This is a genomic window from Alteribacillus sp. YIM 98480 (assembly GCF_009765375.1).
GTDB lineage: Bacteria > Bacillota > Bacilli > Bacillales > Marinococcaceae > Alteribacillus.
Genome location: NZ_VTOK01000001.1, coordinates 550,277 through 573,887 on the forward strand (window position 1 = coordinate 550,277; position 23,611 = coordinate 573,887).

The following is a 23,611-nucleotide window of genomic DNA, read 5'->3' on the forward strand; positions in this document are numbered from 1 at the left end:
TATGGTTTTTCGGGACAAGATATTTAATTCATATGCCGATTCTTATTAAGAAAAACACAGTTCGTAAAAATTGCAATAACGGCATGCTCTTTGATCAGAGGTTTTCGGGAAATTTTCTATCGAAAGCGGTTTGTTTTCAGAAGGTTCTTCTAAATATCCTGTCATCCATTCTACACTTGTGCCAATTAATTCTTGGACTTTTTCAAGGGTTACTTGGTCAAGCTGATGTTCTACCGAATTTCCTTCTAGTAAATACTCGTTTCGGATAACAATACTATTTAAGTCTGGTATAGAATAAGCTTGTAATAAATAAAGAACATATAGTGCGAGCTGATAAGGATCTTCCTCTGATTGTTTGCCCGTTTTCCAATCTACGATAACCCATTTATTACGGTCTAAGTCTTTATATAATAAATCCAAGACGACAAAAACTTTTAATTTGCCAACTTCTAAAATGCGGAATTTCTCTGCTTCTAAAAACTCAATTTGTTCATTGTACGCTAGTTCTTGCATTGTTTTACTTGATAAAAAGTGTTTCATCGCTACGTTTAATCGGTGCGTAATTTTTTCCACTTTCTCTTTTGGAAGCTGTTTGGTTTGCCCGTAATATAGCTCATGGAACATGGTAGTCTTTTTCGGACGTTCTATCCAATAATTATAATGGCGTGTGGAATCAATAAATCCTTTATTTAAAAGCATTCTAACGTTTTCGGTCAACTCGGTTTCCTCTGGGAGAATACCAGTATTCAAATAATTTTCGATGACCTGTTCAATGATGTCATGTACAACAGATCCGAAGTACATTTCTAGATTCGTAAGGTTTTTTAAGCGATACGCTTGTTTATTCCATTCAGGAGCATTTCGAAGCCATCCGTTATGCGAAGTATAGTACTGATGGGCATATTGACGTGCGCAGTGCATTAACGTTTTATGCCGGGAAAGCGACCAAGAAAATTCAGGATATGTTTTTATCTCAAACAAAGCACCCATCATCCTTTCTGAAATTCATCTTTTCATAGATTTAAGTTTATCATAAGGGTACTCTTGAACTAATAGAGAAAACTAAATTAGTAAGGTCCGGATCAGAGCACGGGAATGAAATGCCCATATTTATTGTACCAAAAACAAAATGTGAAACATACGACATTAGCAGCACCAACCATTGCCTTGAATTGTGCTGCTTGATTAATATTCTATTTATCTAGTAAGAAGGGTGTTTTCGACCGGATTCTATTTCTTCGATAAAGTGACAGGCCGCCGTATGAGTGCCCTCCATAGAATTTGTTTGGCGAAGTTCAGGTGTAACTGTTTCACAAATGTCAGATGCAAAAGGACAGCGTGTATGAAACCGGCATCCAGAAGGAGGATTAATCGGTGAAGGCACATCTCCTTTTAAAATGATTCTCTCTTTTTGTTTGCGGGGATTAGGAACAGGGATAGCTGAAAGCAATGATTTAGTATAAGGGTGTTTTGGATTATCAAAAATAGCCTCTTTTTCTCCAATTTCCACAACTTTACCTAAATACATTACAGCTACACGGTCAGATATATGCCGAACTACTCCCAGGTCATGAGAAATAAATAAATACGTAAGATTTAAATCGCGCTGCAATTGTTTCAGTAAATTCAACACTTGTGCTTGGATAGAAACATCCAAAGCAGAGACCGATTCATCACAAATAATAAATTTAGGATTTACCGCAAGAGCTCTAGCAATACCTATTCTCTGCCTTTGCCCGCCACTGAATTCATGTGGAAAACGATCAAGCTGATGAGATCCTAATCCCACTGTTTGAAGCAGCTCCATCATTCGGTCTAACCGCTCCGGTTTTGGAACGACATTTTGTATATCCATCGCTTCATCCAGGATTTGTCGAACAGTTTGCCGAGGATTAATAGAAGCGTAAGGGTCCTGAAAAATAATTTGCAAGTCTTTTCGTTTTTTTCGCATTTTCCGTTGGTTTATGGAAAGCAGGTCTTCACCTTGGAAAATAACTTCACCAGAGGTAGGTTTATCAAGGCGAAGGATAGCTCGTCCAGTAGTTGATTTTCCGCACCCTGATTCCCCAACGATACTTAACGTTTCTCCTTCGTTTACATAGAAGCTAATATCGTCTACGGCTTTTACCTGGTTTATCGTACGTCCCAATATTCCGCCTTTAATAGGAAAATATTGCTTTAAATTATTCACTTCGAGCAGTTTGGTAGTCATTGTTTACATTCACCCCCGGTTCACCATCCCATTCATCGGAATAAATCCAGCATCTTACGTCATTTCCCGAATTCGTTTTTTCTAAAGATGGCAGACGTTCTTTACATATATTACTTACAAAAGGACAACGAGGAGCAAACCGGCATCCTTCAGGCATGTCATCAGAGTTGGGCACATTTCCTTCTATAACACTTAACTCTTCTTGTTCAATGTCATGGCGTGGAATGGATTGAAGGAGGCCGACAGTATAAGGATGTTTTGGAGCATCAAACAGAGAATGTACGTCAGCATGTTCCACAACTTTTCCAGCATACATTACCGCAACTTCATCACAAGTTTCTGCTACAACTCCAAGATCGTGAGTAATCATAATAATGGTCATATGCCTTTCTTCTTGAAGCTTTTTCATTAATTCTAAGATTTGGGCTTGAATTGTCACATCAAGAGCTGTTGTTGGTTCATCTGCAATGAGCAGTTCTGGCTTACAAGCTAATGCCATTGCAATCATTACTCTCTGCCGCATTCCTCCCGACAATTCATGAGGATACTGTTTAACTCTTTCTTTAGGAGAAGGTATTCCTACCAGTTCAAGCATCTCTACAGCTTTCATTAAGGCTTGCTTTTTTTTCATCCTTTGGTGAATTTTATATACTTCTGCAATTTGGTCGCCAATCGTATAAACAGGATTAAGAGATGTCATCGGCTCCTGAAAAATCATAGAGATTTGGTTACCCCGAATCGTTCTCATTTCGGCAGAAGTTTTACGCAGCAAGTCATCTCCGTTCCATTCTATCGTCCCGCCTACCACTTCTCCAGGTTTTTGTATAAGTTTCATAATAGACAAAGAAGTGATGCTTTTACCTGAGCCGGATTCACCTACAATGCCAAGTGTTTTTCCTTGAGGGACATTTAAGGAGACACCATCAACTGCTTTTATCTCTTGTCCTTCTACAAAAAAGGATGTACGTAAGTTGGAAATATGAAGAATATCATCCGTTTGACTCATTTCTCAGCCCGCCTTTCTAAACGTTTCTAACGAATTTAATTGAAGTCAATTCGTTTGTTTAAGAAACGATACGAGATATCTACTAGCAGATTAACAATGACAAATACAAGTGCGATGACTAAAACGGAACCTTGGACGACCGGGAAATCTCTAGCACCGATAGATTCAACAATATAGCGCCCAAGCCCGTTGATAGAAAAGACCGTTTCTGTTAGAACAGCTCCTCCAAGAAGAGTTCCGAACTCTAACCCTATCACGGTTACGACAGGGATCATTGCATTTTTTAATGCATGCTTATAAATGACATATTTCTCTTTAACTCCTTTAGCGCGCGCTGTTCGAATATAATCCTGGCTTATTACTTCAAGCATACTTGAGCGGGTCATACGTGCAATAATCGCAGCTCCTGCTGTTCCTAAAGCAAGTACCGGCAAAATAATTCTGTCTGGGGTTCCCCAGCCTGATACAGGAAGCCAGCCAAGATTTAATGAAAAATATTGCATGAGCATTAATCCAAGCCAAAAGTTAGGCATCGACAAACCGAAAAGGGCGGCAATCATAATACCTACATCTGAAAATGTATATTGACGCACAGCAGATATAATCCCTGCTATTAAACCTATGAAAATGCTAAGAAGAGTACTGTAAAAAGCCAGTTCAAACGTAACCCAAAATCTGCTGGAAACTTCTGCAGTAACCTCTCGTCCGCTGCGAATTGAATCACCGAGATCACCTTGGAGGGCGTTCATTAAGTACGTTCCATATTGAACATATAAAGGATCATTTAAGCCCAGTCGTTCTCTCATTTGTTCAACTTGTTCTTCATTGGCTGCTTCACCTGCTATCACTTGAGCCGGATCCCCGGGAATAAGGTGCATCATAAAAAATACTAAAATTGTTACCCCAAGCAATACTGGTACCGTTTGCAGGATTCGTCTAATAATAAATTGAATCAAATAGATCACTCCTTTCTTTTTACGATTTCATTTTCGGATCGAGCGCGTCGCGTAGTCCATCGCCAAAAATATTAAACGCTAATACAACAACCACAATAGCTATTCCTGGAAAAAATGCAACATGGCCGGCATCCCACATATAGTTTCGGCCATCGCTGAGCATGGCTCCCCATTCAGGAGTTGGCGGCTGGGCCCCGAGACCAAGAAAGGAAAGACCGCTTGCTGTAAGTACAGCAGTAGCCATTCTTAAAGTTGCTTGCACTATGATTGGGGACATAACATTAGGCAGAACATGTCGAAAAATTATTCTGAAGTGACTTGCTCCTAACGCGCGCACTGCATCAATATACTCGAGCTTTTTAACGGATAGTGTAGATCCCCTGACGATTCTTGCAAAAGCGGGGACTGAAAAAATACCGACAGAAATGATCACGTTATTCAAACTTCCTCCGAGAACACTTACAATCCCCAATGCAAGTAAAATACCAGGAAACGCAAGCAGTACATCCATTATTCTCATAATAACGGCATCCATTTTTCCTCCAAAATAACCGGATACTATTCCAAATAAAACACCAATTACTGCTCCAATTAACACAGAGAAAAAACCAATATACAATGTAATAGACATTCCATGGATAATACGACTGAATATATCACGACCATGGTGATCCGTTCCAAACCAGTGTTCTAATGATGGTCCCGCTAACTTATTGACATGGTTTTGCTCCGAGGGATCGAAGGGTGTAAAAAAAGGACCAATAATAGACACTACGATAAAGAAGAGTATTAAAAACCCTCCGACCATAGCTGCTTTATTTTTTTTAAGTCGTTTCAGAACATTTTTAAAACTTTCTACATGTGGGTTAGGAGGTGTTGTAACTGGGTAATTCACTGTTGTTTCCGGCATGATATTTCATCCTTTCGAATTTTCTAACTTTTCGATGAATTATATCATGTTAAAATCAGATTACAATATATTATATCAGAAAAACAGGTAACATAGTGAATAGATATTCATTAATTAGGTAAAAAGGCTTAGTGATACCGCTTTAAAGTGAAAAAGTATGAAACTACTATTACAAAAATTTCAAAAAATGGGTTGATTGAAATAATTCTATAAGTTATATTAAAAATGATTTTATTCAAAATTACTATAGGGGGGTTAAAGGGATGAAAGTATTGCCTTCTAGTATTTTCAGAAAATTTTTTATGATCAGTTTATTTTCTGTTCTATTGGCAGCTTGTGCGAGCGAGCCAGATGAAGGCGGAGGAGAAGATGCTGGAGGAGAAGGAAACGAAATGACAGAGGAAGATGGAAGTGAAAGCGGGGAGGCATCTGATGGGGGTGATCTCGTTATTGCCACTTTGTCAGATATAACGGGAATGGATCCGCATGATTCTAATGATGTCCCATCAAGTAACGTACAGCATAATGTTTTCGAAACACTGGTTATACAGGATGAAAATATGGAGTTGCAGCCCAAACTTGCAGAAAATTGGGAACAAACAGGAGATACGACATGGGAATTTCACCTTAGGGATGATGTTACCTTCCATGATGGAGCAGAGTTTAACGCAGAAGCTGTAAAAGCAAACATTGATCGTATTCAAGATGAAGAGGTAGCTTCTCCGCGTGCTTTTTTATATGAAATGGTGGAAGAAGTAAATGTGATAGATGAATATACAGTAGAATTTGTTACAGAATTTCCATTTGCACCGCTTCCAGCACATTTGGCACATAGCGGTGGCGGAATTATTAGTCCCGAAGCGATTGAAGAGGATTATGCTGCGATGGAGAATGGCGAACAGCCAGGGGATTATATTAATGATAACCCTCATGGTACAGGTATGTTTAAATTCCAAGAATGGGACAGCGGTAATGAAGCTGTGCTTGAAAAGAATGAAGATTATTGGGGAGACGTGCCAAATGTCGATACGGTAACCTTTAAAGTAACGCCAGAAGATTTAACAAGAGTTGGAGAATTAGAGAAGGGACAAGCAGATATTATTTTCCCGGTCAGTCCAAGTGACATGTCAAGAATTGAAAATACGGACGGGATGAATATGTATGTCCAAGACAGTTTAAGTCTTGAATATATTAGTTTTAATATCCAAAAAGAACCGTTTGATGACAAAAAAGTGCGCCAAGCGATATCAATGGCTGTAGATAAAGAGGCTATTGTTGAAGGGGTAATGGATGGAGCTGCTACGGAAGCTGTAGGCCCTATTGGAGAAAATGTATTCGGTTTTAGTGACGAAGTAGAAGGGCTGGAATATAACCCGGAACAAGCCAAAGATTTGTTAGCAGAAGCTGGATATGAAGATGGATTTTCTACTACCCTTTGGACAAATGATGATCGTGAACGACAAGATATAGCGGAAGTAGTACAGCAGCAGCTTAAGGAAATTGGCATAGAAGTTGAAATAGAAGTGCTAGAATGGGGAGCATATCTAGACAGCACGGCAGAAGGCGAGCATGACATGTTCATTCTAGGCTGGAGCACAGTAACCGGTGATGCAGACTATGGTATGTATCCACTGTTTCACTCTGATAATCATGGTGATCCTGGCAACCGCTCTTTCTTAGAAAACGAAGAGATTGATGGTGTACTTGAAGAAGCAAGAAGAGCAGAAGATGAAGAAGAGAGAAAAGACTTTTATAAAGAAGCGATGGAACTTCTGGTAGAAGAAGCACCGATGATTTATTCTCACCATGATGATTATCTTGTTGGGGTAAGAGATGAAGTAAAAGGGTTCTGGAAACATCCAAATGGCATTTATCAATTACAAAATGTATCGATTGAAGAATAAACAAAAGAGCCCTATCTGTTAATAATGCGATAGGGCTCTTTTTGCCTTTCATTAACCTCTGTCTTGCCACTAATCCTTATTAATCCGGCGGTAGTTTATTTTAATGGTTACGACGGGCAAAATCGACAAACTTAAATTTATCAGGCCGGTGACGTGATTCGGTGTATTGAAATAGAGTAGTATCGTCTAGGTAAACATGGTTTTTGACCACCACAATACTTGAAAACTCGTCTAGGTCTAACAGTTCTTTATCCTCACTACTTGGCTTTTCAATCGTAATTTCTTTTTTAGCAAAGCTAATAATTAAACCTAAAACGGATTCTACATAGTGATAGATCGAATCAGCACAAATTTCTTTTGTTAAAGAAGGAACAATGTCTTTTAATAAGTAGTCTTTATCATAAATAATTTTTTCGCCATCAATTTTTCGTACCCTGCCAACTTTCCAGACCATTTCTTCAGCAGTTATAGAAAGCTGCTTTTTAACCTCCTCGTCTGGAGCTATTTCTTGAAACGTTGTGACGTCGGTTGACACCCTTCCTTCCATATTTTGAGCTAACTCTTTAAAGCTGACCAAACCGGAAACCGGAAAAGTGACTTTGTTAATATCTAATACGACAGAGCCCTTTCCTTGAATTTTTTGAATGTACCCGTGCTCAGATAACAATTTTAATGCTTTCCGAATGGTTTCTCGAGACGTAGAATACTCTTTTACCAGCTGGTTTTCAGAAGGAAGGAGCTTTCCTGGTTGATAAAGACCATTCTTTACTTTTTCTGCAATGCTATCGTAAATATAAATATACTTTTTTTTCACGGTAATCACCAAATGTACGTTTATTAGGTTAACATGTAAACCACCGATTCATATGGACGAAGAACTACGTTATCTATTTTGTTTTTGGAATCATCATAATTAGACAATAAAATGCTGCTATCTTTTTGTAACAAATGCTTTTGACTTTCTGGAAGTTGAAATATCGTTTCTTGTTGATAAAAGTTATTCAATACTAATAACGCTTGATTTTCTGTATTCCGGACATATGAAAAGATCTGCGGATGATGATCAAGCAGTAACTGGTAATCTCCTGTTGTGATTATGTCATATTGCTTTCGTAACTGAATTAATTGCTGGTAATGATAATAAATAGAGTTTTCATCCTCGAGAGCCTTTTCAGCATTTATTTCTTTATAGTTTGGAGCCGCTGCAATCCATGGTGTTCCAGAAGTAAAGCCTGCATGAGGCCCCTGATTCCATTGTACTGGAGTCCTGGAATTATCTCTGGATTTCGCTTTTATAATGTCCATAATTTCTTTTTCACTAACGCCTTTATCTTTTAATATTTTATAATAGTTGAGTGTCTCCACATCCCTGTATTCTTCAATAGTATCAAACTTTGGATTTGTCATTCCAAATTCTTCTCCTTGGTATATATAAGGAGTGCCCTGCATCAGATGAATGGCGGTAGCAAGCATTTTAGCCGATTCATTATGGTACATTTCATCATCACCAAAACGAGTCACTACTCGCGGTTGGTCATGATTGCACCAAAATAAGGCATTCCATCCGCTTCCTTTATGCATTTCAGTCTGCCAGGTTGATAAAATGTTTTTCAACCGAAGAAAATCAAACTCAGCTAATGCCCATTTTTCTCCGTTTGGATAATCCACTTTAAGGTGATGAAAATTAAATGTCATACTAAGTTCATTACGATCGGGACGAGTATATTTAATACAATCATCAATAGTAGTAGACGACATTTCTCCTACAGTCATGACGTCATATTTAGCAAAAACATTTTTATTCATTTCGTTTATAAATTCGTGGATCCGCGGACCATCGGTATAGAATTTACGACCATCTCCCGGCGCTTTGCTTCCATCATCATTTGGAAAATCTTGATCTTTGGATATTAAATTAATAACATCTAACCGAAAGCCGTCTACGCCTTTTTCAAACCAAAAATGCATCATCTCATAAACGTCCTCGCGAACCTGTTCATTTTCCCAGTTTAAGTCAGCTTGGGTGACATCAAATAAGTGAAGGTAGTATTGTTTTGTTTTTTCATCATAGTTCCAAGCCGTACCGCCGAATTTTGATTCCCAATTGTTTGGCTCGCTGCCATTTACAGGATCTTTCCATATATAATAGTCACGGTATGGATTATTCGTTGAAGATTTTGCTTGCTGGAACCATTTGTGTTCGGTAGAAGTATGGTTGACGACAATATCCATAATAACTTTTAAATCTCTATTGTGCGCTTCTTCTAGTAACTGATCAAAGTCTTCCATCGTTCCGTATTCATGATGAATCGAATAATAGTCACTTATATCATAACCGTTGTCTTTTTGGGGGGAAGCATAAATCGGTGTCAGCCACAAAACATCAATACCTAATGTTTTCAAGTAATCAAGCTTTTCTATAATGCCTTGAATGTCTCCCATGCCATTACCGGTCGTATCGTTAAAACTTTTCGGATATATTTGATAAACTACAGATTTTCTCCACCATTCGTTCATGGTAAACACCACCTCATTAAATGTTATAAAGGATATTCAAATGAAGCAAACCATTGACTCTCTCTAAGGAAAGCCAATGGTACAATGTTTGATCATACGGGTTTTCTATGAAAACAAGCGGTAAGACACTCTTCCCCTTTTATTTACTACACTTTAACCTTTTTCAATTTAACATAAAGGTATGTGAGGACAAACGGCACGACGATGGATATAACCATACCGATAGCAAAAGCGAGCCAGTATTGTGTGTAAATAGAGAAAATGCCTGGAATACCTCCAACACCGATTGAAGTAGCAAGTACGCCATTAACAGTGATAAAAATCGCAGCTATTGCTGAACCAATGACGGCACAAACAAACGGAAAACGATAACGCAGGTTTACACCAAACATAGCTGGCTCGGTGACGCCTAAAAAGGCAGAAATACCAGAAGACAAAGACAAGCCTTTCAGTTTTTCATCTCTTGTAGCTACCATAATCGCAAAAGCAGCTGCACCCTGTGCAATATTAGATAACGCAAGAATAGGCCATAAGAATGTACCTTCTAAATCACTGCCGATTAATTGAAGGTCAACAGCAAGGAATGTATGGTGAAGACCTGTTACAACCATTGGGGCATAAAGCAGTCCGTAAAGCAGTCCGCCAATAGCTGCAAAATTATTAAATGTATTTACAAAGAAATCTGTAATGACATTGCTTATTGTAAACATAATCGGCCCTATTACGATAAAGGCAAGAAATCCAGTAATCAAAAGGGCTCCTGGTGCGACGATCAACATAGAAATGGCATCTGAAACTCTTTTTTTAAGGAAAATTTCTATTTTAGCTAATACATAAGAAGCAAATAAAATAGGCAGGACTTGTCCTTGGTAACCTATTTTTTCAATGTCCAAACCAAATAAATTCCAAACAGGTACTTCGCCAGCTTCTTTTGCTTCCCCGTAACCATGTGCATTAAGAAGATCAGGGTGCACGAGAACCAAGCCCATTACAATTCCTAGTAAGGGGTTGCCTCCGAATTTTTTAACAGCGGACCAGCCGATTAATCCTGGTAAAAACACAAATGCTGTACTAGCAATAACGTTAATAATATCAGCAAGATCTGCCCATTGAGTGTGTACATCTATCACAGATTGCCCTTCGTAAAAAATATCCGGTCCAGTCAATATGTTATTGATACCTAACAGCAGACCGGCTGTAACAATGGCTGGAAGGATAGGAATAAATATATCAGCAAGCATTTTTACCAGCTTTTGCAGCACATTCATGTTTTGTTCTGCGGCAGCTTTTGTTTCTTCTTTAGAAGATTCTTCTATTCCCGTTATTTTTATTAGTTCTTGATATGCTTTTTCTACTGCTCCTTGTCCAATAATAACTTGGAACTGGCCGCTCGTGGAGAAAGCTCCTCTTACAATGTCTATGTTTTCTAATTTTTCTTGGTCGACTTTGTTTTCATCATGAAGTGCAAAGCGAAGCCTTGTGACACAGTGAGTGACAGATGCAATATTATCTGTTCCGCCTATGGCTTCAATAACCTGTTCTACTGATTTTTTAGTCACCTTTGCCATTCTTTTAACCTCCTGGGAAACGTTTTCATAAACTGTCTAAAATGTAGCGAATTATTATCCTATTCCCGTTTATTAAAATATAAATCCGCTTACATATAAGCTTGTATATACAAATTTCGAAGTTAATATGTAGTGTAACTTGTATATACAAATAGGTCAAGAAATAAATTTTTACGTAGGAAGTGTACGGGGGATCTTAAAAAATTGCTATTTACGAAATAGAGCGGCGGCATGTATAGCTGAATGAAAAATATGTATGCAATTTTCGTGTTTGTCTGCTTGGTACTTAAATTTTATATAGATGGACGGTGAGGATTTTAATTGATGTGCGGAATGGCAGGATTTATCAGCTATAAAGCTGGAGGAAGATTATAAACGCAATCGCTGCTGTTATCAGGTGTCATGATGCTGTATTAACCTGGTCGTTTCTTTTAAAAGAAAGTTTGTTGGCGATCGTTGTTATTCTAAGCATAGTTAGTATCATTTCTATTATTGTATTTGCTATTTACATCTTTGAATAATATTTACTTTCTGTGAATGGTTCTAAAGATAACCCGGCTTCGGTTTTTGATGCTCTAATGGGAACTGGCATGCAAGCAGCCCGTTCTTTTTGTGATAACAACGACCGATTCGATGATTTACACCATATCTATGGAATAATGGGGGGAAATCCGAAATGCGGTATCCGAATAATTTTTAGCAGTGTTAATGGAAAATAATTATGCTATACATTAAGAACGAAGTGTAGAAGTATTATAGAACTTTATCGGTGGAACAGTAGTACCGGTTTCTATTTTTCTTTTACCCACGATGTGGCTTGCACCGAAAACAACTAAAAAAAGAGTAAAAAAAACTGTTCGGAAAGATACAAACCGAACAGTTTTTCTGTTTTAAACAGATGCTTTTTGTAATTTGTCGATCATTTTTAGAGATCGCCCTGTTCCAATAGCAACGGCTTCTAATGGATGAGGGGCTAAATGAACAGGGACTATAATTTTATCACTAAGCCATTCTTGCATACCGTTTAACAAGGATCCGCCGCCAGAAAGAATGATCCCCTGGTCAACAATATCTCCGCTAAGTTCAGGAGGACAATTTTCCAACGTTCCGCGAATTGCTTCGAGTATGTGCTCAAGTGACTCTGCGATAGCTCCATGGATTTCACTAGAATGTAAAACAACAGATTTAGGAAGTCCAGTCACAAGATCACGGCCGCGAATTTCTAGTGACTCTTCTTGATGGTCAGGTAAAGCGTTGCCGATATTTATTTTAATATCTTCTGCTGTTCTTTCACCAATAAGCAGATTATATGTTTTTCGTACATAATGGACGATATCTTCGTCTAAATTGTCACCTCCCCGGCGAATGGAATGAGATGATACCACGCCTCCGTAGGAGATGATACCCACTTCAGTTGTTCCTCCGCCAATATCAACAATGACATTTGCTTTTGGTTCTTCTACCGGTAAATCTGAACCTAGTGCTGCAGCAACAGGTTCCTCTATTAAATGTACATCTTTTGCACCGCAGCTCATTACCGCGTCCCTGATAGCTCTTCTTTCGACTGATGTCGATCCACAAGGAGTGCAAACGATTACTTTTGGTTTTCGGACGGAAAAACCGACATTTTTACTTGTTTTTTTCATGATTTGTTTTAACAACGTGGAAGTTACATCATAATCAGCAATCACGCCTTGTTTCAGCGGTCTCATCGCTACTATTTGACCAGGTGTTTTTCCAACCATTTCTTTTGCTTCCGTTCCTACTGCAAGTACATCTCCCGTATCTGTATTTATAGCTACTACGGATGGCTCATTTAAAACGATTCCTTTTTCCTTAGTATAAACGAGGATATTTGCAGTACCCAGATCAATTCCTATCTCAGTATTTGATATCATTATAATTCACCCTTCTTCAGGTTAATAGTTCCCACTCGTCATTTTATCGGGAAGTAAATGGTACAGTAAGGGTCTAATAGATTAGAAAAACTAAGCAGATGAATGAAACAGGAAGTTAAACACAGAAAAAAAGACTCATTTTATATGAATGCAGAATATTATTATATTAAAAATAGTTATAAAGAAAGAAGAGAAGGAGAATGCGCATAGGTAAAAGGGGCCTTTTTTAAAATTACAATCAATTTTTTTAAAGAAAATGTAAGTTTTTGAGGAAATATGTAATGAAATAGAAATATAAAGAGAAGAAAATAAATTCCTGTCAAACTAAAGCCATCCTTTTTAGGCAGGTTAAATGTATAGATAGGAATACCTCTAAAAAACAATCATTTTATATGGCTTAAGCCATTCATATCATATCGTTCTTAATATAACAATTTAAAAAGATAGAAGAGCTTAAACGAGAAAATTTATATTATGGACGTGTGAAAAAGACTGGATCTTTATTATGAAATTTTAACGTCTAATATATAAATGAATGGGATTTGGTACATAGATGATGGACTATTATAATATGAAGTAACTAAAAAAAGAGAAAGTGGGGGGAAAATGAAGCGTTTGCTTCTTATTCCGTGTTCTATATTAATTGGATTTTTTCTGCACGTAAACATGGATAAACCACTGATACAAGAGCCGTTTCTGACACCAGTAGAAGAGACGGCTGCATTGGTTGAACATAGCGATTAGTTAAAACGATGCCAAAAACGGCATCTTTTTTTTATCTGCGAAATTATATTCTCACGGACTATGGCTAACTATCTCCATGTGTTCGCAACGCAAAAGTAAGAACATCCAGTGCAAGCCAGTTCGCATATGTCACAGGACGAGTTGATATCGCCAGTGCCACAGGACGTGGTGTTTTTGACGAATTTTAAGGATATCTAAGTTCGCGAACGTTCTGTTCCGGGCGCAAAGGGTGAAAGAGTATTTAAGCTTTAGAAAAACTTGGCTTGCTGCAAGTCCATATGGTGAATCCCTAGTTTTTCTTATACTTTAACCCTTTAAAAAAGTTAAACTTTCCTGGAGGGAAAAACTTTTGGGACAGTCCTTTCTTCTATTTTAGCATTGACTTTTTATGACATACTAACTAAAATACTGTTTAACAAGTAAACATATAATCCTTATAAACATAGTATGAATTAAAAGTGGAATTCAAGGGTGTTCAATCCAGCAAACGAAAGGGAGGAAAGCGATGCTGACCTATCAAACTGCAGAAGATAATCGTTTAAAAGAAATTAATGATCAGGTACTGGCAAGAAAAGAAGCGTTAGATGTTATCCGCTGGGGATACGAGCAATATGGAAATGACTTAGTATATGCTTGCAGTTTTGGAGCAGAAGGAATCGTCTTAATAGATCTAATTAGTAAGATTAAACCAGATGCTGAGATTATATTTTTGGATACAGATTTTCATTTTAAAGAAACGTATAACCTTATTGACAGAGTAAAAGAAAAGTATCCATCACTAAATATTAACATGCTGAAGCCAAAATGGACACCAGCTGAACAAGCGGAAAAGGAAGGGGATCGTTTATGGGAGACTAATCCTGACCGCTGTTGTCAAATCCGTAAACTAGAACCACTTGAAAATGCTCTGAATCAATATAGTGCATGGTTATCAGGTTTAAGAAGAGAGCAATCACCAACTCGTCAAAACACACAATTTGTAAATAAAGATAATCGTTTTTCCTCTATTAAAATATGCCCTCTTATTCATTGGACCTGGGAGGATGTATGGATGTATATTGAAACATTTAATCTACCATACAATCCGCTCCATGACCAAAATTATCCTAGCATTGGCTGCATTCAATGCACTGCTGCTGTACTTGAAGGGGACGATTTAAGAAGCGGCCGCTGGTCAGGACAAGGAAAAACAGAATGCGGTCTGCATAAATAAAGGTAATAAAGAAAAGGGAGTGAAATGATGACTCTTAGCAGCCCTCACGGTGGAACGTTAGTAAACAGAAAAAATTTGTCGAGGGATACGGCAAATATAGATGCAGTCATTGAACTGGATAATATTGCATTGGCTGATTTGGAGCTTATTGCAAATGGAGCGTTCAGCCCGCTGACGGGTTTCTTAAACCAGAAAGACTATGAATCTGTAGTGGGTAATATGCGTTTATCGGATGGTACGGTATGGAGTATCCCTATTACTTTACCAGTTCCAAAGGAATCCTCACTCTCCTTAAACGCAGGAGATGAAGCTCGTCTTGTATACGAAGGAACGACCTACGGTACGATTCAAATTGAGGAATTTTATACTCCAGATAAAGAAAAGGAAGCAGCTAATGTCTATAAAACGACAGAAGATGCTCATCCAGGTGTCAAGAAACTGTATGAACGTCCGAACACTTATGCAGCAGGCCCAGTGACCTTAGTAAGAGAAATACCTCATCAGCAGTTCCAGCAATATTATCTTGAACCTGCCGAAACAAGAGAAACTTTTGCTCAAAAAGGCTGGGAAACAATCGTTGGGTTTCAAACGAGAAATCCAGTGCACCGTGCTCATGAATACATTCAAAAAACGGCTCTCGAAACAGTGGATGGGTTATTTTTAAATCCGCTTGTTGGGGCAACAAAAGCAGATGACATCCCAGCAGACGTTCGAATGGAAAGTTACGAGGTTTTATTAAAAGATTATTATCCTGAAAATCGTACCTTCTTAGCGGTTTTTCCAGCGGCAATGAGATATGCAGGGCCGCGTGAAGCCATTTTCCATGCAATGGTTCGTAAAAACTATGGATGCACCCATTTTATAGTTGGAAGAGACCACGCAGGGGTAGGCGATTACTACGGTACCTACGATGCCCAGCACATATTCAAGGAATTTACAGCGGCAGAACTAGGAATTAAACCGTTATTTTTTGAACACAGTTTTTATTGCAGTAAATGTAAAAATATGGCTTCTGCAAAAACCTGCCCGCACGGTAAAGAAGATCACGTAATCTTGTCAGGCACGAAAGTGAGAGAAATGCTTAAAAACGGAGAGTATCCACCGGCAGAATTCAGCAGGCCCGAAGTAATTGATGTATTAATAAAAGGGTTGAAAGAGACTGTTTCATAATTTCATAACGCCGAAGGAAGAAGGGAAATACAGCATGGGAACAAGGAATATTGTTTGGCATGATGCTTCGGTTACACGGACGGAAAGAAATAAGAAAAATGAACATGAGAGCTTTGTACTGTGGTTCACTGGTTTATCTGGATCAGGTAAATCAACCTTAGCTAATGCTGTTTCTAGAAAGCTATTTGAAGATAATAAACAAACGTACGTATTAGATGGTGACAATGTACGTCACGGATTGAACAGCGATCTTGGTTTTTCACCAGAAGACAGAAAAGAAAACATTCGCCGTATAGGTGAAACAGCAAAGTTATTTGTAGACAGCGGCCAAATAGTCAGTACTGCTTTTATCTCTCCGTATCGTGAAGACAGACAACAAGTTCGCGATCTTTTATCTGAGGGAGAATTTATAGAAGTCTTTGTGCAATGCAGCTTGGACACTTGTGAAAAAAGAGATCCAAAAGGTCTTTATAAAAAAGCACGAAACGGAGAAATTCCATCTTTTACAGGTATTAGTTCTCCATACGAGGAACCGGAAAAACCAGAAGTTATCGTGAATACAGAAGAATATACCATTGAAGAAGCAGCCGATTTATTGATAAGTTATCTTAAAGGAAAACATCTTTTATAAATTAACCAAGGATGAATGGCAATAAGATGGGGAGGACCAAAAATGAAAGAAGGAAAAGTATATTTGGTAGGGGCAGGTCCAGGTGACGCAGGCTTAATTACAATAAAAGGGGAAGAATGCTTAAAAAATGCTGATGTCATTCTATACGACCGGCTTGTTAACCCTCTTTTACTTGAAAAAGCAAAAGAAAATGCAGACCGAATTTATTGCGGAAAGCTGCCAGACCGTCACCACCTCCGTCAAGATGCCATTCAGCAAATTATGGTTGAAAAAGCGAAAGAGGGGCTTGACGTTGTCCGCTTAAAAGGGGGAGACCCGGGAATCTTTGGGAGATCGGGCGAAGAAGCTGCGGCATTGAAGGAAGCCGGTATTGTATATGAAGTCGTTCCAGGAATAACATCGGGCATAGCGGCTCCTCTTTATGCTGGTGTACCAGTTACTCACCGCGACTTTTCGGGAAGCTTTGCTGCAGTTACTGGTCACAGTAACTCAGAGAATGGACAGCCTTCTCCGAATTGGAAAGCACTAGCCAAAGCAGTGGATACGATTGCTTTTTACATGGGAGTAAAAAATCTTCCGGTTATTACAGAAAAGTTAATTTATTTTGGAAAGCCAGAGAATACTCCGGTGTTGATAATAGAATGGGGAACTACAGAAAGACAGCGGGTGGTAGAAGGAACACTTGCTAATATTTCTGAAAAAGCAAAAATGGAGCAAGTACAGAATCCTGCGATAACACTAGTTGGGGAGGTAGCAGCTCTGCGTGAAAATTTGTCTTGGTTTGAAGATAAGGTTTTACATGGCAGATATGTATGGATAGTTAAAACGTCCCCACAGCCAGGGAAAATCGCTAAAACCTTGATAGATAATGGTGCAGAGGTACTGGAAGCTCCGAGATTCATCGAAGAAGCCTTTAAGACACCAATTCCTGACGATTTACGTCATTTTGACTCTCTTGTCTTTTATTCAGATGATAGTGTCCCTTTATTTTTTGAAACAATGAGAAGGCAAAAATTAGATATCCGCCACCTGCCAGAAAAGGTTTATGCTCGTTCTAAACGAACGAAAAAGAAACTAGAACAACATGGAATTTTTCCGTTACTAGAGGAAACATCAGCAGAAGATAAGTCTTTACTTATCGGAAAAAAAGAAGATCTACCATCAATTAATGATAAAAAAGTGTATTGGATAAGCCATGCATTAAAGGTCAGTCCCCAAACTCGTAAAACAACGGCAAGAATCGTAAATGATAATCTAATTAATACAATTGTACTGCCTTGTGCTAGAGCGGTAGATACCCTTCTAACTGAACTGGACGTTTTAGGAGTATCTGCAGTAGAATGGGTAAATAATAAAACAATTATTTGCTATGGACCGCAAACAAAAGAAAGAGCTCAAGCTGCAGGCTTAAATGTCTACTGTACACTAGCTAAACCAAAAAGCGAAGAATTGCTTCATAGTTTTTCTGCTTTAAAACGATAACTTTCTATATATTTAAAAAGGGTGATCCGATGCAAGGAGTACTTTACGTAGGCCACGGCAGCAGGGTTAAAGAGGGAAATGACCAATTAAAAGCGTTTGTCGATACGGCAAAAAAAGAGATTGATGTTCCTATTCAAGAAACATGTTTTTTAGAATTGGCGGAGCCCTCCATATTAGAAGGAGTTCGAAGGTGTATAGAACAGGGAGCGGAGTCATTAGCAGTGGTTCCGGTTCTATTGCTGGCAGCCGGTCATATCAAAAAAGATATTCCTGAAAAATTGGCCGCAGTGAAACGGAGGTATCCGGATTTAAACCTTCAATACGGTGAACCATTTGGCCTGGAAACAAAAATACTGCAAGTACTAAAGCAGAGACTCGAAAAAATGGGATGGACGCATGAACAATCGGCGGATATTTTGCTTGTTGGCCGCGGCAGCAGCGATGAAGAAGCGATTGATGACTTTCATGTTATTGCCTCACGACTTAAAGAAATAACGAAAGCTCATAAAGTAGAAACAGCTTTTCTGGCTGCAGCTCGTCCTACTTTTGAAGAAGGGATCGAAAAAATAAAGCAGAGCTCTTCCGCTCACGTTTTTGTGGTGCCTTATCTTTTATTTACCGGTATACTTATGCAAGAAATGCAAACGGAAATTAATGCCGCCAATCAAAAAAGTGATACAAACATTCACTTGTGTGATTTTTTAGGGTTTGATGAACAGTTAATCACAATTCTGAAAAAACGGACAGAAGAAACACTTCAACAACCAGAATTTTTAGTAGATGAATATGTTTAATTTCCCTGTATTTATCAACCTTGAAAATAAAGATGTTGTCGTGATCGGCGGCGGTAGTGTTGCGAATCGAAAAGTAAAAAAACTGTTATCTGCATCTGCAGAAGTTACCGTGGTAGCACCAGAACTCCATTCCGAGTTAGAATCTCTTTATACGAACGGAAAGATTCATTGGTTAAAAGAGAGTTGCAAACCAGAACATTTAACATCTGCTTTTATGGTCATATCTGCATCTGGTAATAAAGAAGCTCAACATATTATTAATAATACCGTTGCACCTCATCAGTTAGTAAACGGGGCAGATAATCCATCCATCGGAAATATAGCATTTCCGGCTTCTTTTGAAGAAGAGGACTATCATATTGCTATCTCAACAAAAGGAAAAAATCCATCTGCAGCAAAAAAATTAAAACAACAACTTCAAAAATGGTTTCACCCTAGAGAATAAAAGGGAAAAAGGAGCCCCCAGCTTTTGGGAAGGCTCCTTGTTTGGTTTGAGGGCTGTACCGGTAAGCACATTGAAAGCATAATATATCAAAAATCTTTTCTTGTACTTTAGAAAAGTTTAAACTTGCTAAAGGATCAAAGTATGAGTGAAACCACGTCTTCCGCCATAGGACTCGACGGCAACGAGTTTTTTTAACGGCTTAACAATGGGGAAAAATAATAAAAAAAGAAGCTTTGGAAGGAATGGAGGGAGCGGCAAGATGAATCAGATAGAGGCAGAAAAGCGAACAGCTCTTTCTCCTAAAGAATTGTTTCAGGTTATATCTCTATCAAATGATATGTCTGACAGTTTAGAACGGATAACAACTGCTTTAATGAATATACCAAGCGTTACGGATACAACAGGTGAAAAAGAATTGGCAGACTATCTTTTTGCCTTTTTACGAGAATTTCCATATTTTCAAAGGTACCCAGCTCAATTATGGGAGCAGCCCCTTCCTAATGACCGACTACATCGTAAAAAATGTGTTTGCATTAGTAAAAGGGGAAAATACGTCGTCAAATAAAACGGTAGTGTATCACTCACATATGGATACCGTAGGCATCAAAGACTTTGGCTTTTTAAAAAAGTGTGCCTTTGATTCAAAGAAGCTGTCCCAACATTTTGCCACCTTTAGTCAAGATGAAGTACTAAGAGAAGAAGCTGAAAGCGGAGACTGGTTATTTGGCAGAGGGTCTGTTGACATGAAAAGCGGCATCGCAGTTCATTTAATGAATCTGTTTTTGTTTAGTGAACAGATAGAAGAACTAAATGGAAACGTTTTACTTCTGCTTAACCCAGCAGAAGAAAATGATCATTCTGGAATTATGGAAGCGGTGAGGGAATTTCAAAGACTGGAAGAAGAGGAGTCATTAGAGTTATCCCTTGCCATCAATAATGATTACACCACCGCTCTCTACGATAACGATCCAAACCGCTATATATATACAGGCTCAGCTGGGAAAATTCTTCCTTGTTTTAGTATTTTTGGAAGAGAAGCACACGTAGGAGAAACATTATCCGGCATTGATCCGACGTTCATTTCATCTGAGTTAAACAGGCGAATTAACTACAATATGAATTTAACAGAAAGAATGGAAGGGGAGCTTGTTTTGCCCCCGACTTGTTTATATCAAAGAGATAATAAAGATTCTTATAATGTACAGACTGCGCTTAGCAGCAGATTATATTTTAATTATTTTATTTATAAAGAAAGCCTTAAAAACATATTAGACGCTCTCCTCAAAGAAACTAAGACAGCTTGTGAAGAGGTTAAGAATCATATGAAAGATCAGCACCGTAATTTTTTGGCCTATACTCACATGCCTGCCTCTGAGCATCTTGACTGGGAAATTGAAGTGATGACCTTGAAAGAATATTGTTTACGCTTAGAAAAGAAAGGTATACATTTAAGCCCGCTGTGGGATGAGATATTAAAAAACAGTGACACTACTGATAAAAGGGAACTGTGCTTTGAATTAGTGGAGAGACTGTATGAAGAAGATCCAGATAAGAAAGCAATGGTGATATTGTTTTTAGCCCCGCCATTTATCCCTCATAATCATTTGGATGAAGATATTAGAATTGAAAAAGAAATACTGGATCTATTACAAGAAACAATAGAAGAAGCAGAAAGGGAATTTGGAGAAACGTTTGTAATGAAACGGTTTTTTCCGTTTTTATCGGACAGCAGCTTTTTATCTTTAAAAGAAACAGGAGAAGAAGCGAATTACCTGACAGAAAATTTTCCTAAGATGGAAAAAATTTATCCGATTCCGATGCAAACTATTCAAAAATTGAATTTACCTGCGATAAATCTCGGTGTTTATGGCAAAGATGCGCATAAACGTTCGGAACGGTTATTTAAGCCATACAGCTTCAATACGCTGCCGGACTTGATTCAAAAAGTAACACTAAAAATGCTGAACCATGAATGATGACGCTGACCTTGAGCGGCGCTCAGTACTCAAAGTCAGCGTCACTTTGAAATAGAAAGAGGGATATTAATGAGAGTACTATTGTTTGCCGGAGGTGCTTTGTTTCCGGAAGCATTTCGAGAAATTACTGAAGATGATCTATTAATCGGAGTAGACAGCGGAGCCCGTGCTTTACTAGAGCACGGTTTCTCTCCTGATGCAGCTATCGGTGATTTTGATTCAGTTACTATCGAACAAACAGAATTTATTATTCAATGCTCCAAAGAGGTAGTTAGTTGCGACGCATATGATAAAGACAAAACGGATACGGAAATGGGGCTTGAATTTGCTTTAGGTAAAAAACCGGACAGTATAAAAATGTTTGGTGTTACAGGTTCAAGACTGGATCACACCTTAGCTAACATACATCTTTTAGAAAAAGCGTTAGAAAAAGGGATTGAAACAGAGATCATTGATCAGCAAAATAAAATGATTTTAGTAGAGGATTATAAAATCATAGAAAAGGATACTTATTCTTATATATCCATTCTGCCAATGACTGAAAAGGTGGAAGGAGTAACATTAAAAGGTTTTTTATATCCATTAAACGAAGATTTGCTGCTGCGAAAGGAAACTTTAGGTATAAGTAACAAAATAGTAAATAGTGCAGCAGAGATATTTGTAAAAAGTGGACTGCTTCTTGTCATAAAAAGCAGAGATGGGAAAGAATGACACGTTTAAAATAACAATTTTGTATTGCACCAGGTTAATATGGCCCTTATACTTTAATTTGGCAGAGAGCTAAATGGAAAAGGGGTCTTTTTTTATGATTACCGTTATTATATCTGTACTAGTTATGATTCTTCTTAGTCTTTTCCGCGTAAATGTAGTACTTGCTATACTTGCTGCTGGTATTACAGCCGGGCTGATGTCAGGATTAGGTTTAAATGAAGGTCTTGATCTGTTGATTACGGGAATGGGCGGTCAAGCGGAAACGGCCTTGAGTTATATCCTGCTAGGGGTTTTTGCTATGATGATTGGCTACTCAGGGATAACTGGGGTATTGGTTTCATCTCTTGTACGCGTGCTAAAAGGAAAGCGCGGCTTCTTAATTATGGTCATAGCAGCTGCTGCTTGTTTATCTCAAAACGTTATACCGGTGCACATTGCTTTTATCCCGATACTCATTCCTCCATTACTAAAGCTATTTGATGAAATGAATATCGATCGGCGGGCTGTAGCATCGGCTTTAACATTTGGTTTAAAAGCACCGTATGTTATGCTTCCCGTTGGCTTTGGTTTTATATTTCATAACACGATTGCTCAAGAGATGGCAGCAAGCGGTATGGAGATAGCAGTAAATGATATTTGGAAAGCGATGTTTATTCCAGGTCTAGGGATGATTGCTGGACTTCTCATTGCTGTCTTTGTGACGTATCGGAAACCAAGAAAATTAGAGACAGAACCCAAAGCATCGACGGACCCTTCAAGTTATCAGGATGCAGAAAGTTCTCCATTCACTATGAAACATATCTTTACGATATTAGCAGTCTTTGCTGCTCTTATCATTCAAATCGGAATGGATTCTCTTATATTTGGAGCGTTAAGCGGCATTATTCTTATGTTTATTTTTAGAGTTGTCCCCTTCCGTCACGGTGATGACATGGTCAATGATGGTGTCAAATTGATGGGTATGATTGCTTTTGTTATGCTGATTGCTTCAGGTTTTGCAAATGTGCTTGAGGAAACTGGAGCTGTAGACGACATGGTTTCTAATGCGGTAAGTGCAGCAGGGGGAGCAAATGTAATGACAGCTGCTATTATGCTGCTTGCAGGTTTGGTTGTGACAATGGGTATTGGTACTTCCTTCGGTACGATTCCTATATTAGCAGCTTTGTTTGTACCATTTTGTATGAGTGTAGGTTTTTCTCCGCTAGCTACTGTTGCGCTTATAGGAACAGCAGGTGCTATGGGGGATGCCGGATCACCAGCTTCTGACAGTACGTTAGGTCCTACTTCTGGCTTAAATGCAGATGGAAGACATCATCACATTTGGGACACATGCGTGCCGACGTTTCTTCATTACAATATACCATTGTTTTTATTCGGTTTAATAGCTGCCGTTGTATTATAATAATAGAGGCTGGGACAAAACCCAGTAATTAAAAAGAGTGGTCCTCGCCAATACGTTGGTGAGGACCACTCT

At 38.4% G+C, this 23,611-nt stretch carries 21 protein-coding genes; 12 read left to right on the forward strand and 9 right to left on the reverse strand.

Annotated features, from left to right (window positions below):
- Nucleotides 1-45: 45 nt before the first annotated feature.
- The 5 genes from FZF09_RS02520 to FZF09_RS02540 all read right to left on the reverse strand — a co-directional run bounded on the left by FZF09_RS02520 (nucleotide 46) and on the right by FZF09_RS02540 (nucleotide 5,084).
- The gene (locus FZF09_RS02520; protein WP_158734966.1) at nucleotides 46-981 is read right to left on the reverse strand and encodes a PD-(D/E)XK nuclease family protein; all 936 of its coding nucleotides are present in this window, start codon (nucleotides 979-981) and stop codon (nucleotides 46-48) included.
- A 220-nt stretch (nucleotides 982-1,201) separates the two neighbouring features.
- Nucleotides 1,202-2,212 (reverse strand): ABC transporter ATP-binding protein, encoded by a 1,011-nt coding sequence (locus FZF09_RS02525; RefSeq protein ID WP_158734967.1) that lies wholly within the window; start codon nucleotides 2,210-2,212, stop codon nucleotides 1,202-1,204.
- Nucleotides 2,184-3,218 (reverse strand): ABC transporter ATP-binding protein, encoded by a 1,035-nt coding sequence (locus tag FZF09_RS02530; RefSeq protein ID WP_158734968.1) that lies wholly within the window; start codon nucleotides 3,216-3,218, stop codon nucleotides 2,184-2,186. Before FZF09_RS02530 ends, FZF09_RS02525 begins: the two co-directional genes overlap by 29 nt.
- A 35-nt stretch (nucleotides 3,219-3,253) precedes the next feature.
- A complete protein-coding gene (gene nikB, locus FZF09_RS02535; protein ID WP_158734969.1) occupies nucleotides 3,254-4,174 on the reverse strand; it encodes a nickel ABC transporter permease in 921 nt (306 codons plus the stop codon).
- A gap of 19 nt (nucleotides 4,175-4,193) precedes the next feature.
- Nucleotides 4,194-5,084 carry an ABC transporter permease gene (locus FZF09_RS02540; protein ID WP_158734970.1) on the reverse strand — a complete coding sequence of 297 codons (891 nt, stop codon included), beginning with the start codon at nucleotides 5,082-5,084 and terminating at the stop codon, nucleotides 4,194-4,196.
- Between the two features lie 263 nt (nucleotides 5,085-5,347).
- Between FZF09_RS02540 and FZF09_RS02545 the strand changes: the two genes are divergently transcribed.
- On the forward strand, nucleotides 5,348-6,988 hold the full coding sequence (locus FZF09_RS02545) for a glutathione ABC transporter substrate-binding protein (RefSeq protein ID WP_158734971.1): 1,641 nt from the start codon (nucleotides 5,348-5,350) through the stop codon (nucleotides 6,986-6,988).
- 100 nt (nucleotides 6,989-7,088) lie between these two features.
- Here the strand turns inward: FZF09_RS02545 and treR are convergent, their stop codons facing one another.
- From treR to mreBH, 4 genes are all read right to left on the reverse strand, one after another.
- On the reverse strand, nucleotides 7,089-7,802 hold the full coding sequence (gene treR / locus FZF09_RS02550) for a trehalose operon repressor (protein ID WP_158734972.1): 714 nt from the start codon (nucleotides 7,800-7,802) through the stop codon (nucleotides 7,089-7,091).
- A gap of 23 nt (nucleotides 7,803-7,825) precedes the next feature.
- Nucleotides 7,826-9,505, reverse strand: a complete 1,680-nt coding sequence (gene treC, locus FZF09_RS02555) for an alpha,alpha-phosphotrehalase (protein ID WP_158734973.1) — start codon at nucleotides 9,503-9,505, stop codon at nucleotides 7,826-7,828.
- Nucleotides 9,506-9,651: 146 nt separating this feature from the next.
- Nucleotides 9,652-11,073, reverse strand: a complete 1,422-nt coding sequence (gene treP, locus FZF09_RS02560) for a PTS system trehalose-specific EIIBC component (protein ID WP_158734974.1) — start codon at nucleotides 11,071-11,073, stop codon at nucleotides 9,652-9,654.
- An 890-nt stretch (nucleotides 11,074-11,963) separates the two neighbouring features.
- Complete coding sequence (gene mreBH / locus FZF09_RS02565; RefSeq protein WP_158734975.1) at nucleotides 11,964-12,971, reverse strand: rod-share determining protein MreBH; 1,008 nt, start codon at nucleotides 12,969-12,971, stop codon at nucleotides 11,964-11,966.
- Between the two features lie 606 nt (nucleotides 12,972-13,577).
- On the opposite strand from mreBH, the gene FZF09_RS02570 reads away from it, so the two are divergent.
- The 11 genes from FZF09_RS02570 to FZF09_RS02620 all read left to right on the forward strand — a co-directional run bounded on the left by FZF09_RS02570 (nucleotide 13,578) and on the right by FZF09_RS02620 (nucleotide 23,539).
- Nucleotides 13,578-13,715: a hypothetical protein gene (locus FZF09_RS02570; protein ID WP_158734976.1), complete on the forward strand. Its 138-nt coding sequence runs from the start codon at nucleotides 13,578-13,580 to the stop codon at nucleotides 13,713-13,715.
- Between the two features lie 505 nt (nucleotides 13,716-14,220).
- Entirely contained in the window at nucleotides 14,221-14,928 is a 708-nt protein-coding gene (locus tag FZF09_RS02575; protein WP_158734977.1) for a phosphoadenylyl-sulfate reductase, read from the forward strand.
- A 27-nt stretch (nucleotides 14,929-14,955) separates the two neighbouring features.
- Entirely contained in the window at nucleotides 14,956-16,098 is a 1,143-nt protein-coding gene (sat, locus tag FZF09_RS02580) for a sulfate adenylyltransferase (protein ID WP_158735042.1), read from the forward strand.
- A 34-nt stretch (nucleotides 16,099-16,132) separates the two neighbouring features.
- Nucleotides 16,133-16,729, forward strand: a complete 597-nt coding sequence (gene cysC, locus FZF09_RS02585; RefSeq protein ID WP_158734978.1) for an adenylyl-sulfate kinase — start codon at nucleotides 16,133-16,135, stop codon at nucleotides 16,727-16,729.
- A 42-nt stretch (nucleotides 16,730-16,771) separates the two neighbouring features.
- A complete protein-coding gene (gene cobA / locus FZF09_RS02590) occupies nucleotides 16,772-18,211 on the forward strand; it encodes a uroporphyrinogen-III C-methyltransferase (RefSeq protein WP_158734979.1) in 1,440 nt (479 codons plus the stop codon).
- A gap of 29 nt (nucleotides 18,212-18,240) precedes the next feature.
- Nucleotides 18,241-19,005, forward strand: a complete 765-nt coding sequence (locus FZF09_RS02595) for a sirohydrochlorin chelatase (protein WP_158734980.1) — start codon at nucleotides 18,241-18,243, stop codon at nucleotides 19,003-19,005.
- On the forward strand, nucleotides 18,992-19,450 hold the full coding sequence (locus FZF09_RS02600; protein ID WP_158734981.1) for a precorrin-2 dehydrogenase/sirohydrochlorin ferrochelatase family protein: 459 nt from the start codon (nucleotides 18,992-18,994) through the stop codon (nucleotides 19,448-19,450). Before FZF09_RS02595 ends, FZF09_RS02600 begins: the two co-directional genes overlap by 14 nt.
- A gap of 259 nt (nucleotides 19,451-19,709) precedes the next feature.
- A complete protein-coding gene (locus tag FZF09_RS02605; protein ID WP_158734982.1) occupies nucleotides 19,710-20,015 on the forward strand; it encodes a hypothetical protein in 306 nt (101 codons plus the stop codon).
- The gene (locus tag FZF09_RS02610) at nucleotides 19,951-21,426 is read left to right on the forward strand and encodes a M20/M25/M40 family metallo-hydrolase (RefSeq protein ID WP_158734983.1); all 1,476 of its coding nucleotides are present in this window, start codon (nucleotides 19,951-19,953) and stop codon (nucleotides 21,424-21,426) included. The genes FZF09_RS02605 and FZF09_RS02610 overlap by 65 nt, the downstream gene beginning before the upstream one ends.
- A gap of 69 nt (nucleotides 21,427-21,495) precedes the next feature.
- Nucleotides 21,496-22,137: a thiamine diphosphokinase gene (locus FZF09_RS02615; protein ID WP_158734984.1), complete on the forward strand. Its 642-nt coding sequence runs from the start codon at nucleotides 21,496-21,498 to the stop codon at nucleotides 22,135-22,137.
- A 94-nt stretch (nucleotides 22,138-22,231) separates the two neighbouring features.
- Complete coding sequence (locus tag FZF09_RS02620) at nucleotides 22,232-23,539, forward strand: Na+/H+ antiporter family protein (RefSeq protein ID WP_158734985.1); 1,308 nt, start codon at nucleotides 22,232-22,234, stop codon at nucleotides 23,537-23,539.
- The last annotated feature ends 72 nt before the right edge of the window (nucleotides 23,540-23,611 follow it).